The 13,464-nt window shown below is 65.8% G+C and carries 14 protein-coding genes and 1 pseudogene; 6 read left to right on the forward strand and 9 right to left on the reverse strand.

Features of this window, described 5'->3' with window-relative positions:
* Positions 1-100: 100 nt before the first annotated feature.
* From FHR04_RS16900 to FHR04_RS16910, 3 genes are read left to right on the forward strand one after another with little or no spacing between them, the layout of a single operon-like run.
* Positions 101-304 (forward strand): zinc ribbon domain-containing protein, encoded by a 204-nt coding sequence (locus FHR04_RS16900; protein WP_249039178.1) that lies wholly within the window; start codon positions 101-103, stop codon positions 302-304.
* A 53-nt stretch (positions 305-357) separates the two neighbouring features.
* Complete coding sequence (locus FHR04_RS16905) at positions 358-1,713, forward strand: hemolysin family protein (RefSeq protein ID WP_311734737.1); 1,356 nt, start codon at positions 358-360, stop codon at positions 1,711-1,713.
* On the forward strand, positions 1,713-3,071 hold the full coding sequence (locus FHR04_RS16910; RefSeq protein ID WP_139404417.1) for a hemolysin family protein: 1,359 nt from the start codon (positions 1,713-1,715) through the stop codon (positions 3,069-3,071). Before FHR04_RS16905 ends, FHR04_RS16910 begins: the two co-directional genes overlap by 1 nt.
* Before the next feature lie 592 nt (positions 3,072-3,663).
* On the opposite strand, the pseudogene tnpA reads toward FHR04_RS16910, so the two are convergent.
* The 9 genes and pseudogenes from tnpA to FHR04_RS16960 all read right to left on the reverse strand — a co-directional run bounded on the left by tnpA (position 3,664) and on the right by FHR04_RS16960 (position 9,865).
* Positions 3,664-4,108, reverse strand: a pseudogene (gene tnpA, locus FHR04_RS16920) (IS200/IS605 family transposase).
* A 190-nt stretch (positions 4,109-4,298) separates the two neighbouring features.
* On the reverse strand, positions 4,299-4,697 hold the full coding sequence (locus FHR04_RS16925) for a nuclear transport factor 2 family protein (protein ID WP_139404418.1): 399 nt from the start codon (positions 4,695-4,697) through the stop codon (positions 4,299-4,301).
* A 422-nt stretch (positions 4,698-5,119) separates the two neighbouring features.
* Positions 5,120-5,536 (reverse strand): hypothetical protein, encoded by a 417-nt coding sequence (locus tag FHR04_RS16930; RefSeq protein WP_139404419.1) that lies wholly within the window; start codon positions 5,534-5,536, stop codon positions 5,120-5,122.
* Positions 5,537-5,667: 131 nt separating this feature from the next.
* A complete protein-coding gene (locus tag FHR04_RS16935) occupies positions 5,668-6,051 on the reverse strand; it encodes a hypothetical protein (RefSeq protein ID WP_139404420.1) in 384 nt (127 codons plus the stop codon).
* Between the two features lie 381 nt (positions 6,052-6,432).
* Positions 6,433-8,535: an ATP-binding protein gene (locus FHR04_RS16940; protein ID WP_139404421.1), complete on the reverse strand. Its 2,103-nt coding sequence runs from the start codon at positions 8,533-8,535 to the stop codon at positions 6,433-6,435.
* 21 nt (positions 8,536-8,556) lie between these two features.
* On the reverse strand, positions 8,557-8,664 hold the full coding sequence (locus tag FHR04_RS21040; protein ID WP_170213998.1) for a hypothetical protein: 108 nt from the start codon (positions 8,662-8,664) through the stop codon (positions 8,557-8,559).
* On the reverse strand, positions 8,658-9,143 hold the full coding sequence (locus FHR04_RS16950) for a PAS domain-containing protein (RefSeq protein WP_139404423.1): 486 nt from the start codon (positions 9,141-9,143) through the stop codon (positions 8,658-8,660). Before FHR04_RS16950 ends, FHR04_RS21040 begins: the two co-directional genes overlap by 7 nt.
* 140 nt (positions 9,144-9,283) lie before the next feature.
* Positions 9,284-9,595: a hypothetical protein gene (locus tag FHR04_RS16955; RefSeq protein WP_139404424.1), complete on the reverse strand. Its 312-nt coding sequence runs from the start codon at positions 9,593-9,595 to the stop codon at positions 9,284-9,286.
* Between the two features lie 48 nt (positions 9,596-9,643).
* Entirely contained in the window at positions 9,644-9,865 is a 222-nt protein-coding gene (locus tag FHR04_RS16960; RefSeq protein WP_139404425.1) for a hypothetical protein, read from the reverse strand.
* Between the two features lie 926 nt (positions 9,866-10,791).
* Here FHR04_RS16960 and FHR04_RS16965 point away from each other — a divergent pair.
* The 3 genes from FHR04_RS16965 to FHR04_RS16975 all read left to right on the forward strand — a co-directional run bounded on the left by FHR04_RS16965 (position 10,792) and on the right by FHR04_RS16975 (position 13,460).
* On the forward strand, positions 10,792-12,000 hold the full coding sequence (locus FHR04_RS16965) for a hypothetical protein (RefSeq protein WP_139404426.1): 1,209 nt from the start codon (positions 10,792-10,794) through the stop codon (positions 11,998-12,000).
* A 49-nt stretch (positions 12,001-12,049) separates the two neighbouring features.
* Positions 12,050-12,514, forward strand: a complete 465-nt coding sequence (locus tag FHR04_RS16970; RefSeq protein ID WP_139404427.1) for a YbjN domain-containing protein — start codon at positions 12,050-12,052, stop codon at positions 12,512-12,514.
* A 181-nt stretch (positions 12,515-12,695) separates the two neighbouring features.
* Entirely contained in the window at positions 12,696-13,460 is a 765-nt protein-coding gene (locus FHR04_RS16975) for a carboxypeptidase-like regulatory domain-containing protein (RefSeq protein ID WP_139404428.1), read from the forward strand.
* Positions 13,461-13,464: the final 4 nt, after the last annotated feature.

Here is a 13,464-nt window from a genome sequence, read left to right on the forward strand (position 1 = left end):
ATGGCGCGGAACAGCTGTGCCATGCGCTGCGGTGGAACCTGCCCGAGTTACCTGAGTTGGTCAGGCTACTGAGCACGCCGTTTCACGCATCAGGAGCGGCTTGAAGCTAAGATGTCCGGTACAGAGCGAGCGGGGGAATCGGGCCAGTCAGGCACACTTCAAATGTTTAAGCTGTGGGCACTCCGAGAATGCGGACGTGAACGCGGCGAAGAACATTCTGGCGCAGGGATTGCGCTTCGTGGCTCAACGTGTCTCAACGGAGACTGCGTGCCACGAGAAGCCCTCGGCTTTAGCCGTAGGGTAATTCACGTTATTCTCCGGCAATATGCCTCCCACCAGGCCGCACACCGGCCCTGCTTGCCTCGCACCCACCGCCCGGCCCTGCACGGCAGCCGCATGAGCGTGAGCGTTGCGCTGACGCTGGCGGTCATTCTGACTATGGTGGGCTTCAACGCCCTGTACGTGGCCGCCGAGTTTGCCACGGTGGGTTCGCGCCGCTCGCGGGTGCAGGCCGCCGCCGAGGGCGGCAACCGGGCCGCCGCCCTGCTGAACATTCTCAGTGACCCCAAGCAGCTGGACACCTACGTGGCCGCCTGCCAGATCGGCATCACGCTCAGCAGCCTGGTGGCCGGATCGTTCGGGCAGGCTCGGCTGACGCCGCTGCTCACGCCGGTACTGGGCAGCGTGGGCGGCCCGGTGGCGGCCACCGTGATCGTCCTGGTCCTGATCACCATCTTGCAGGTGGTGCTGGGCGAACTGCTGCCCAAAACCGTGGCGCTGCGCTATCCCGAACGGCTGGCCGTGGCGGTGCTGCGCCCGCTGCAACTCAGCCTGCTGCTGTTCCGGCCGCTGATTGCGATGTTCAACGGCGCGGCCTTCGCGGCGATGCGGGCGTGGGGCCTGAACACGGACCACGCCCACGCCCACGTCCACTCGCCTGAGGAGCTTGAGGACCTGTACCGCCAGAGCGCGCGCGGCGGCCTGATTGACGCCAGCGAGCGCGACATGGTCTCGGGCGTGCTGGGCGTCGAGACCCGCGTGGCACGCGAAATCATGACGCCGCGCGTCCGCATGGTCAGCGTCCCTGCGGCAGTGAGCGTGCGTGAAGCGCTGGACCAGCTGGCCCCAACCTCCTACTCGCGCTTTCCGGTGACTGGCGAGCACCCCGACGACGTGGTGGGCCTCGTTCACCTGCGCCGGCTGTTTCTGGCCGCCGAAACCCATCCCGGCGCCCCGGTCTCCAGCGTCATGGTGCCGCCGCTGATCGTGGCCGAGGGCCTGAGCGTGCCGCGCCTGTGGCTGCGTCTGCGTGAAGCCGGGCGGCACAGCGCCGTGGTGGTGGACGAGTACGGCAGTGTGGCCGGTTTCCTGACGCTGGAAGACACGCTCGAGGAAATCTTCGGCGAGCTGCAAGACGAGTTTGATCAGGAAGACGATCCCGTGACGGTGCAGGGCCGGCACGTCAGCGTGCGCGGCGACGTGCTGGTCAGGGCCTTGAATGGCCGTTTCGGGCTGCGCCTGCCCACCGACGAAGTGGACACCATCGGCGGGCTGCTGTGGCAGGGGCTGGGCCGCCTGCCTGAAGTGGGCGATGAACTGACGGCGGGCGACACGCTGCTGCGCGTCACGGCCATGCACCGCCGCACTGTGCAGCGGGTGGGATTCACGCTGGAACGCGGCGGGGAAGACCGCGATCAGGGCGCGGACCGCTGATGCTGACCTACGCGCTTCCTGTGATCATCATCGTGGTGCTGGTGGTGCTCAACGGGCTGTTCGTGGCCGCCGAGTTCGCGCTGGTGGCCTCGCGCCGAAGCCGCCTGCTCGCGCTGGCTGAGGCCGGCAGCGGCCCAGCCCGCTGGCTGTACGAGCTGACCGCGCAGGTCACCGGCAAGGACCGCTACATCGCCGTGGCGCAGCTGGGCATCACGCTGGCCTCGGTGGGGCTGGGCATGTACGGCGAACCGGCGATTGCGGCGTGGCTGTACGGTCCCTTCGAGGGCTGGGGGCTGTCCTACGCCGCCGCCCACAGCGTGGGCTTCGTGGTTGCGCTGAGCCTGATCACGTTTATGCACGTGGTCTTCGGCGAGATGATTCCCAAGGCGCTGGCGTTGCAGATGCCCGAGGCGATCAGCGTGCGGGTGCATCCGCTAATGCGCGTCTTCGGCGTGGCCTTCCGGCCCATGATCTCGCTGCTGACGGCGCTGGCGTTGGGCCTCATGCGCCTGCTGCGCATCCGTGAACCCGGCGCCGACGCGCTGCTGTACACCAGCAAGGAACTGAGCATCGTGACCGAGGAAAGTGCCGAGGGCGGTCAGCTGGGCTTGCGGCAGCGTGACCTGATCCAGAACATCTTTGCCCTGGAAGACCGCACCGCCGAGGAATTGATGACCCCGCGCCGCAGCCTGGAAGCCCTGGCCCTGGAGGCCAGCGCCGACGAGGTGCTGGGCCGGCTGCAGCACTCACCGCGCAGCCGCTACCCGGTTTTTGCCGGCACCCTGGACAACGTCGTGGGCGTGCTGCACATCAAGGATTTCATCCGGGCCCGCACGCAGGGCCGCCCGCTGGCCCTGGCCGGCCTGATGCGCCCGCTGCCAGGTGTGGCGGCGGGCGCCCCGGCCGAGGACCTGCTCAGCGCGTTCAAGCATGGCCGCAGCCACGCGGCGCTGGTGGTGGACGAATTCGGCGGCACCCTGGGTTTTGTGACCCTCGACGATCTGATTCAGGACGTGATGGACGCCGGCCCGGAGACCCTGGACAGCTGGATCACGGTGGCCGCCGACGGCACCTTCCACCTGAACGGCGCGGTCACCCTGAGCGAACTGCGCGAGGACCACGGCGTGAACCTGCGCAGCGACGAGGCCACCACCGTCGCGGGCCTGCTGCTCAACGCCCACGGCACCGTTCCGCCCCCCGGCACCGTGATTCATACCCAGGGGTACGCCCTCAGCGCCGAGGCCACCGAAGGCCTCAAGATCACCCGCGTTCACCTGCGCCGTCTGGAAGGCGCAGCGGGGCAGCGTGAGGCCGAATCCGGTACAACGGCACCAGACGCTGGAGACCGGCACTTTTGATGACCGCATTGCCTGACGGTTCGGGCACCTTAACCCCAGCGGGACCGGAGTGGCTGAGCAGGCCGGTTGAAACTCAAGCGGCCTGCGGCCTCACCTCTCGCCGGTTGTGGCAAGTTTGTGTGTTGAGCTGAGTCGTGGGAAGCTCGGCTCGTCACTCCCACTCGAGCCGACAAGCCTGCTGGCAAGTTTGATCCTCCAAGATCGCCCAACAAATCCTGGCCTGCTCGAGGCCCCTTCGATCAGGCGCAACAGTCTCTGAGGCCTTTCAAGCCTGCACACAACATCCCGCCGACCGGACCCGGGTGGTGACCCTCTGTTTCCCTTTTTTGGGGGTTTTTATGTTTGTACTGGGTCTCGATGTCGGCAAAAGTGGACGGTACGCCTGCCTCCTCCAAGTTCATGGGCCTGGGTCCCTGACACGGATCGGTGTCGTCAAAACCGTTGCGAATACCGCGAAGGGGCATGAACAGCTTCTCGTGTGGCTGGCAAAATCGGTTGCTGTCCGGGAAGATCTCTCGGTGGTGATGGACTAAACAACCACCGGCTAAGCCGGTGGGTTGAAGAGAGCGAGTGAAAGTCGGGATACGCGCCGTCAGGAGCGTTCATCCTCTGTCCTGAAATCGTCATTCGGGTTCGGCTCGAAGTGATGCTCGAGATACGCCCCCTCCATCTCCTCGGTCACGTGCCCCACCGTCGAGCAGAAGTCCCCCCGTGCCCAGAAGTGCCGCCCCCAGGAGCGCTTCTTCAGCATCGGGAACGCCTCGAACAGTTTGGCTGCACTCCGTCCCTTGATCCGACGCATGATCTCACTCGGGGCCAGGGTGGGGGGCGCGCGCACCAGAATATGAACGTGATCCTGACGGACAACGCCCTTGAGAATCCGAATCTCGAAGGCCTCGCACGTTTGGCGCACCAACTCCCGCAGCCGGGCGCCGGGCGGCCACGTCCCCCTTCAGCACCTTGTCGCGAGATGTGGTCACCCAGACGAAGTGGTCCTCGATGTTATAGGCGGTGTGGCTCCCATACCGATAGTCCATACCCTCAGCCTAAAAGCTGAAAGCTCACCGACTAAAGCCGGTGGTTTGAACCTTGCGCCTGGAAGAATCAACCTATTCCTGCCGCGACCCTGGGACAACGCAGGGTCCACGTGGACTCCCCGGTTGTCGGCGTGTCTCAGGGCTCAGGAGGAGTGCGTGGCGCGGGGCCTGAGCGTGTGTCACTGGGAGCCTACGGTTCAAGCGCGCGCTGGAACAGTACGGTATCCGTATGCTGCACAAAACGGGTTGCCTTCCCATCACGAAGCGTCCAGACGTGAACGACAGGAATGTGAATGCTCTTTCCAGTAGCCTTGTAAGTTCCGCCGTACTCTCCAATCATGACCACAGTGTCATCACTTGCCACGAATTGATGGGGAGTGACGGTGAACCCGTCCCATTCCGTCCTGAGCCTCATAAATACGTTCTGGAGTACGGCATCCGGGCTTCGAGATGTTCCAGGGTAAGGGCCGCCTTCGGCCTCGATCCACTCTACATCTGGGTCAAGGCTCGCCAGAACGGTGGGGATGTCCCCACGGCCGAAGGCTTCGTAGAGAGCTTGAGAGCGTTCACGGTTCTCGGTAGCCGTCATACTGATCCCCCTGTTGTGCATCAGAATGAAGCGGTTCGGGATAGAGCTCAATCTCACACTTCACTGTGATGTCCTGCCATCTTACCGGTGCGTGGGTCACGGGATCACAGGCTCCGGTCGGTTGCGCCGTGGGGAACAGCCGCAGCGCCTGCGCTCTACCCGCCACGGTGTTCAGAGACCTCGCCTGAGGTTAAATCCCGACGCGGGGCAGATCGAGCCGGTCGGCGTCCCAGCACGCGCCCAAAGTGGGTTCGTCGGTGGTCTGGCCGCTGGCGTGGTGTTTGCACGCCCACTGGTCCATGGCTTGACCGTGATGAGGCAGCATGGCGGCAGGTGACACGGTCCCCAGGCATGACTCCCTCAAGAATTCACCAACACCCTCTCTCCTGAAGCCGGGAAGAGAGGGGTGGGTGATCAGAACATCACTTTGCAGACCGTTCCTGTCCGATGACCAACGCCTGCACGGCGTAGCTGTACCCCGTGGCGGGATTGCTCAGGGTCAGGGTGCCCATCTGGTGCACCGCTTGGGTCTTGTCCTTGCGCGAGACTTTCAGTCCAACCACGCCCGCGGCGTGCGAGGGGCGCACACTGACGGTGACGTTGCTCGGCAGGTCTCCTGCCGTCAGCCCCATCTTGCGGGGGTCCCCCAGCGCCATCATCACTTCAGGGGGCAGGGCGACGCCCTGCCAGGCGCTTTCGGTGTACAGGCCGTCGTAGACCAGCACGTCTCCCGTGCTGGAATTGGCCACCACCGTGGCCAGGGGCATCGTCGCCGCGAGGCCGGGATTCATGCCATTTAGGGCGGTCAGGGTCAGCAGGACGCACAACCTCTTTTTCATGGCGGTTCTCCTTGACAGTTGAAAGGCGTGCGGGGAATGGTGTGGAGATAGACAGCGGGGGCAGAGACCTCCAGTCCGGGCGAAGACCGCTGAGCCGGACCGTTGTTCAGCTGACCCTGGTGAGCCTCAGGTCAAGGCGTGGCCAGAAGTTCGTTCCAGCGCACCTCGCCGTCCAGTTCCTTCGCCGAGAAGGCGTTGTCAGCCGCCTGCCAGCCCGAGAACGCCACCACGGATGTGTGACGCTGCGGGTGGTACCACAGGGCGGTCATGACGGCGTCCGCGCCCAGGTGCGAGCGCCTGGAGACGTACCCCGCCCTGCCCAGCATGGTTTCCAGGGTCTGTAGGCGCTGCTCACAATCGGCGAACTTCAGCCCGGTTCCGGACATCTCCGTCAACCGGTTGCCAATCTCCTCAGCGGGGACTGCCAGTCTCCCAAGCGCCCCAGGCGCGCCCAGCAGCCCCAGGGTGAGCAACGCGACGGCCAGGCGGCGGGGCAACAGATGAAGGGTGGGCATGGTGCGTTCTCCTGGGCAGGGCTGGCCTGCCAGCGCGCCTCTCATTCCAGACGGAACCAGGGACGGCGCGAAGAGAGACGGGCGGACAATGCCGGAAACCTGGGGAGCCGGGTGAGCTCCTCCCTGATCTCAGCGCTGGGCTGATGTCCCCAGGATGCGCGTTGCCAGTTCAAAGCACATCGCCAGAAATAAGTACGGCGCGGGCAGGTGACCTTGGTAGAATTAAGTATGCCCGTGGCCCCTGGGCAGACGGCTCAGGCATCAAAAGCCGTCAGACAGCCGTCCAGCATATATTTTTTACGCAACTTTTGCGTGCAGTCTTTTGTGTGTCCGCCTCTCTTCTGTTGGTGCTGGTGTGCAGCCCTGGGCAAGACCGCGCTGTTACAGGGGCGGCGTGGGCCTTGTCTCGCCGGCCAGCCCATGCTCGATGGCCCAACGGGCGAGTTCCACGCGGTTGTGCAGGCCCAGCTTGCCCAGCAGGTTCCCGGCGTGCTTGCTGGCGGTGCCGGGGCTGATGTCCAGCAGCCGCGCCACCCGGCGGTCTGGGTGGCCCTGCGCCACCAGCGCCAGCATCTCGAGCTCCCTGGGCGTCAGACCCGGACAGGGCGGCGAGATCGGCATCTGGGCCAGCCGCTCAGCCAGTTCCACGATGTCGGGTACCTGAAGTTGGGTCCCAGTCGTCCAGGCCCGCTGATACGCCGCCTCGCCCAGCACCTCACGGGCATGGGCCAAGGCCCGCTGCAGACGGCGGTGCAGCATGCCTTGTGAGCGCTCCCCAACGGGATCGTTCACGAAGGCGACGAACTGCACCAGCGTGATCCAGTCTTGCTGCTCCGCCGCCACAAGGGTCAGGCCCAGACGCAGTGCGTCACGCACCGTGCCCCTGAGGCCCCCCTCCACCGCGTCGTGAAGGCAGGCCAGCAGCAGGGTTCTGGCTTCGGGCCGCCGGTTCAGGTACACCAGCAGGTGGCCCACCGCGATCCTGGCGTTCATCTCGAAGACTCGGTCACCCGCCTCCCGGAAGGCCGCGCAGGACAGCTGGGCATACTCCAGGGCCTGCGCGTGGCGGCCCAGTTCCAGCAGCACCAGCGCCCCGCTCAGGTGAACACTGGCGTGCAGCATCCGCTGCCTTCGGGTGGGCTGTCCGTCTCCCACCCGGTCGCGCCAGTCGCAGATGATCCGCTGCGTGATTGCCCACGCCTGTTCCGGCTGACTGCGCTCACGCGCCACGCGGGCCAGAGTGAGGTTGGACCGGGCCATTCCCTCCACATCGCCCAGCTCGCGGCACAGCGCCAGCACCTTGGACGCCCGCGCCTCGAGCGCCTGGAATTGCCCCGTCCATTTCAGGCCGTCCAGGCTAACCTGCAGCGCCCGGAGGAGCGTGGCGCGGTCTTCAGGCGCGGGTAGGGCCAGCACCCGCTCCACCAGCGGCCATTCCTGCACCAGCAGGCCGAAAGCCACCCACAGGCCACCGAGCGCGCCGAGATAGCGGTAGGCCAAATCCGAGCGCCGCCCCTCCACGGCCCAGACCATGCCAGCCCGGATGTTCGGGTAATGCGGCAGGAAGGCGTCCCGGCGGTCCACGCTCTCATGCTGCCAGTTGCGCTGGAGCTCCTCGATCATTTCCAAGAAGTGCCGCGCGTGTCGCTCGCGCCAGACGGCCTCATACGGGTGGCCCTCCAGGTGTTCCAGCGCCAGTTCCCGAAGCGGTTGAAGCATCTTCCACAGTGTCGCTGAGGTGTCCAGCCGCTGGAGCAGGCTCTGCTCCAGCAGCGTTTCCGCCCGCTCCAGCACTTCAGACGAGCCCCAGACCTCGGCCAAGGCTTGCGGACTGAACGGACCGCTAAACACGGCGCAGCATTCGAACACCGCCCGGTCCACGTCGTCGAGCAGCCCGTAGCTCCATTGCACGGTCGCCCGCAGGGACCGCAGGCGTTCGGGCCGGTCCCGGAAGTCCGCCTTGAGCACCTCCAGTGGATGGTCCAGCTGGGTCAGCAGGTCCCCCAGGGCATACGTGCGGGTGCGCATGGCCGCCAGTTCCAGCGCCAGCGGCACCCCCTCGAGCAACTCGCACAGTCGCATGACCTGGGCGGTGTTGGGTTCGCTCAGCGCGAACGTGGGCGTCAGGGCCTGCACGCGCGACACGAACAACTGCACCGCGCCGCTCGAGGCGGCGTTGAGCATGCGGTGGGGCAGTGCGAGCGGCCCCACCGGGTACTCAACTTCACCGTGCAGGAGCAGGGCTGCCCTACTCGTCACCACCAGCCGCAGATGTATTGCGCTGGCCAGCAGGTGATCCAGGCTTGGAGCGGCAGGCAGGAGTCGGTCAAAGTTGTCCAGGATCAGCAGGGTGGGGCGGTTGGCCGTGAAGTTCTGGATTCGCCATTCTGGTTCGCCCCTGGGTTCACTGTTGGGCAGGGCGGCCGCAATCACGCCCAGCACCTGCCCAGGGTCGTGGACGGCACTGAGGTCGATGAACTGCACGCGATGAAACTGGGGCTGACTCTATTGCCTGACCGCGCAGGCCAGGTGGTGGGCCAGGGCGGTCTTGCCGATCCCACCGGGCCCGCGCAGGGTGAGCAGCCGCACCCCACCCTGGAGCAGCTTCAGCAATTGGCGCAGATCGTGCTCGCGGCCATAGAGAGGAGCGAGCGCGCCCGGCGGTGGTGATCCCGGCCGGCGGGCCATAGATCACTGTAGCGTCCGGACTTCCGAGCCTCTCCCGACTGGAAGGCCACGAAGTGCTTGACGATCCCTTCGGCGTCACGAATCGGACTGAGGGTCAACTCGTTGTCAAACGGCGTGCCGTCCCCGCGGAAATTGCGCAGCAAAATCGTGGTGCTGTACCCCTGCCCCACGGCCTGTCTGAGTGCCTGCCTGGAAACGGTGTTGGGGTCCTGCCTCTGAAGAAAGCGGCAGTTGCGCCTGAGAATCTCGCCCGCCAGGTACCTGCTCAGGCGCTCGAAGGCCGGATTGACGTAGATGATGGGCAGGTCCGGTTGCCGGGCGTCGGCGATGACGACGCTGTGGACACTCGCTGTGAGTGCCTGAGCGGGGAGCTGGAGATCAGGTGGGGTTGTGGGGCGTGGCATGGGTCGCCCTCATGCGGGCCGGGGAGACCGTCATGTCCCGACTCTAGGCCGGGTGAACTGCTGCCTGGACCAGAGTTCTGCTTCTGGTCAGGTGACCGTCCGATGACGCTGTTGCCGCTGCTCTTTGGGCGCCGCTCAGCTCAAGGAGTACCGGGATCCCCTCTATCCCCTGGTTCATCTGCGGCCAGGCCCCCGGCATCCACCCAGGCCCCTGCTGGGGTTCCCTGAACTTCGGACGTGACATGCTGGCGCAAGATCCCCATCAGGTCTGACAGATGCACGCGGCTCACCGCGAGGATGACTTTGCCCTTGAGGTACAGCGCGCCGACGCTCTGCGCGTCGTGTTGGTGGACGTCCCGCAGCAGCACGGTAAACGTGCGGCCCCCTTTCTCGAAACGCACCCGGTCCGTGGTGCCAGGGACCCAGCGCAGGGTCACGGTTGAATTCGGCATGGGTTCGCCTCCATGGGTGGAGTGAAAATCAGGGCGCACCCGCGCCCCCTAATTTTGCAGCCGTCCTTGCAGGACGCCGTCGATGGCCGTGCGTGCGCCTGCCAGATAGGGTTGGGCCGCTGCGTCCACGAGGCCCAGGTCACTCAGATAGATCTCCGCTTGCATCATGGCCAGACTCAGGGCCGCCGAATGCGATTGGTGCTGGACCGTGGCGATGTAATACCAGGTGGAACTCACCTGACGAACCGAGGCGTAGATCATGCTGTCCATCAAAAAACTCCTTTCGGCCGCCGGGCCACGCCTGGCAACAGGGTTGAGGGTGAACACAAGTGAAGAAGAGGACAGGTTCGGCAAGGCCCTCGATCTGGGCGGGACACGACGCAGAAGGCGGTTGTCCCATCTGAATTGACAGGAGGTCCCCGTCGGCAGGCTCTCTGGAGGGCGTCAGGGCGTGGCTCCGCGCAATGGCCCGTCTGCCACGTAGCATAAGCGCTGCGCCGTGCAGCTGCCGTCTGCCCATCGCCTATTGGGGTCCACCTGATCCAGATTGTATGGTTGGCCGACGCGGTGCCAGAGACTCTGTCCAGCGCTGGCCCGTCCCCTGGGTGGGCAGGGAACGATGATGTTCTCGCCTTGACCTGAGCCGAGTCTCGACTTGGAACCATCCAACTTTTGGGGCCACCTCAGAGGAACCACGGGCGGGAAATCTTGTTCATGTCGTCTCCAGTCCGGCAGGGATCTCCGGTCAGGCTGCACCCTAGGCGGGGCGGGATGATCCGGGAATGACGGCGCCGACATGACCGCCAGCACGGGTGGAGGGTCAGGGCATGAAATCGTCGCTGCGAGGCCGACACAGGAGACTCGTCACTGGATTGGGGGCACAGGTGGTCTTGGTCCCCTGGCGGTCGCCGGAGCCAGACTGCGCCTCTACCTCATGGCGTTCCACAGCGGCGAACTTCGACCTGGCGCAGCGCATCTGCTCCAGACCAGCGCGAAGGGCGGCTCGGCCCCCGCATTGAACTGGAACCCTTAACGGACCAGGGGGTTCAGCGCTTCGCCGAACGTCTGGACGCACCGGACGTTCTCGCGCGTCTGAACAGCATCGTGAGCCTGACCGGGGGAATCTGCGGTTTAGGCCGAAGATGGTGCGGCGCGCTGTCATCCCCGGATCACGCACGGTCAGGCACCGTGCAGGCATGAAAATGGTGCTGAACCTGTTCCTGGTGCTGGGCGGCCTGCTGCCGTTCCAGCACGCGGCCTCCGCTCCCGCCCTGGCCTACCTCAAGGGGAGCGAGGTCTGGGTGACCACCAACGCCGCAACCCCGCCCAGGCGCGTTCCGGGTTCGCGCGGCGCCGCGCTGCTGGCGGCGTCCCCGACAAGCGGCACCCTCGCCTTCCTGACCGGGCCGAAAGGTGCGGACGTGAACGCCGCCGCCGTGCCACCGCTCACGCCGCGTCTGAGCAAGTCACCCTACACGGCCTCTTTCCCGCTGAGTAGCGTGATCAGGACTGGAGCGAACGCCGTGCAGCGTGCCCGCTGGCTGACCTGGGAGGGCGACGGGCGCACCCTGATCGCCGGAACCGATCTCGGCACGGTGGGCTGGAACCTCGTCAGTCACCAGGCGTTTGTCCCCAACCAGACGCCGCTGTACCAGACCACCTCGCGGGACGGTGAGGTCACGGCCACCCTGGGCAGCATTCAGTCGGCGGAAGACCCCGGCGTGCTGCTGTACGGTCCCGGCGCGCGGCCCGGCACCGAGGTATTCAGCCGCAAGCTGCCGCAGAACCTGATGACGGCCCTGCGCCGGGACCCGCTCCTCAAGACCTTTGCGGCGCAACTTGACCCCCGCACCCAGGCCCACGATCACAACTGGGTGGTCACGCCGCCGCAAGTCACCCGGAGTGGCCGCCAGGTCTATTTCGCCGCGAACGCGGGCTGGGGCGTCGGCAGCGGGGGCAGCACCACCTTCGCGGTGTTTCAGGTGCAGGTGGCCGATGTCACGCTGCGCGCCCTGGGCTGGCTGGGAACCTACGCGGGCAGCGCGCTGAACGTCCTTCCCTCGCCGGACGGGCAGTCGCTGTTGCTGCTCCAGACCACGCATATCAGCAACGCCGAGACGCCGACGGTGGCGTATATCGCCGACCTCAAGGCCCGGTCCCGGCTGCGGCTGAACGCCCTGACCCCCGCGCCCGGACGGACCACGCTGCTGGGCGGGGCGTGCTGGCTCGCGGACGGGCGGCAGGTGGCCCTCAGCGTCGCGCAGCCGAAACCGGGGGAGCTGATCAGGGCGAACCGCGACACGCCCCCCACCTCGGACTTCACGCTGCTGGTGATCGACGCCCACACGGGACAGGTCATGCGGCGCATTCCGGGGGCCACCCAGCCCGCGTGCCTTCCCGGCTGAGGGGCGTCATGGCATCCCCGCATCACTGCCGCGTTTCTAGAGTGGGTTCATGACCAAGCTCACGCCTGTGCCGCTCGTTTGCGCCTTTTTCTCCGTTGCTGCCGCCGCTTCCGGGCCGGTGCTGGACGCCCGGCCCGCCACGCTGGTGCAGGTGCTGACGGCAGCAGGGTATCAGCCGTCGCTGCGTCTCGGCGATGCCAAGACCGATCCTTCGATTGCGGTCAAGGTTAACGGCGAAGCCCTGTACCTGTATCTCTCTGGCTGCAAGGCGGGAGATTGCCAGCGCGTCACGGTCAGCACCCGCTATGACCGCTCGAAGATGAAGGCGAATCTGGTCGATCTGATCTCGACCTGGAACGCCAACTGGTACACGCAGGCGTACCTCGACAAGGACGGCGATCCGTATCTGGACGCCAGTTATTTCCTGACGGGCGGCTACACCCAGACCAATTTCTTGAACTGGCTGCGCGATTATCTCAGCGAGATGGACGAGTTCGACACCCAGGTGTTCTGAAGTCGCGGCCCATCGGGAGGCCGGCGGAAAAGTCCGCTGGCCTCTTTCTCGTACCCAGCTCCACAATCCAAGAGGAATTTTTGCTGGGCAGAACGGACGCCGAGGGGACGCTCCTCTCCTTCGGCGCATCAGGGGAATGCCCATCATCCTCCAATCATCCGGCCCTTTCTACGCTCTGGTCATGAAGAAAGACATTGCTCTGACCCTGCTGCTGACCGTCGCCACCCTCTGCGCCTGCTCTGGAGGCTCCGCCGCCAGCGGCACGCCCACCACACCCTCGCCCCAGAAACCCAGTCCAGCTCAGCCGCAGCCCGGCACCGCCGCCGCATGGACGATGAGCGGCACCGTGAAGACCGAGGGCGGCGAGCCGCTGGCCGGGGTGGAGGTCTTCGCCGACCACACCGCCTTCTACAACATGAACGCGGTGGGCAAGACCGACGCGCAGGGGCGCTACCGCATTCCGCTGGCCCACCAGCCCGGCACCTGGGCAGCGGGCGCGTATTACCGCATGAAGCTGGGCGCGCAGACCTTCGAGGTGCGGCTCTCGCCGAACAACGACACCCCCTTCGACGGCTCGAAAGGCGCGGTGCGCGACTTCACCTTCAGGGCCAGCGACGCCCCCGCCGGGACGGTCAACACTTACGTTGCCCATTCAGACGTGGAGCTGAATTACGACACGCTGCAACTGACCTTTACGCCGGACGGCCCCAACATTCTGGGCAGCACGAAGACCTTCACGCGCCCCTTCGTGACCGGCTCCGGCATTCAGAACGTGCCGCTGGGCCGCTATCAGGTCAGCGCCAGCCAGACCCTGAACGGTGCCAGACAGCAGCTTTTGCTCAGCTCGGCGGATCAGAAAACCTTTGCGCCCAGAGTGCTGGCCGAGTTCCACGACGCGGGCGACCGCTACGGCCCCACGCTGGAGCTGTTCCTCAAGAACCCCTGAGGCC

The organism is Deinococcus radiopugnans ATCC 19172 (assembly GCF_006335125.1).
GTDB classification, from domain to species: domain Bacteria; phylum Deinococcota; class Deinococci; order Deinococcales; family Deinococcaceae; genus Deinococcus; species Deinococcus radiopugnans.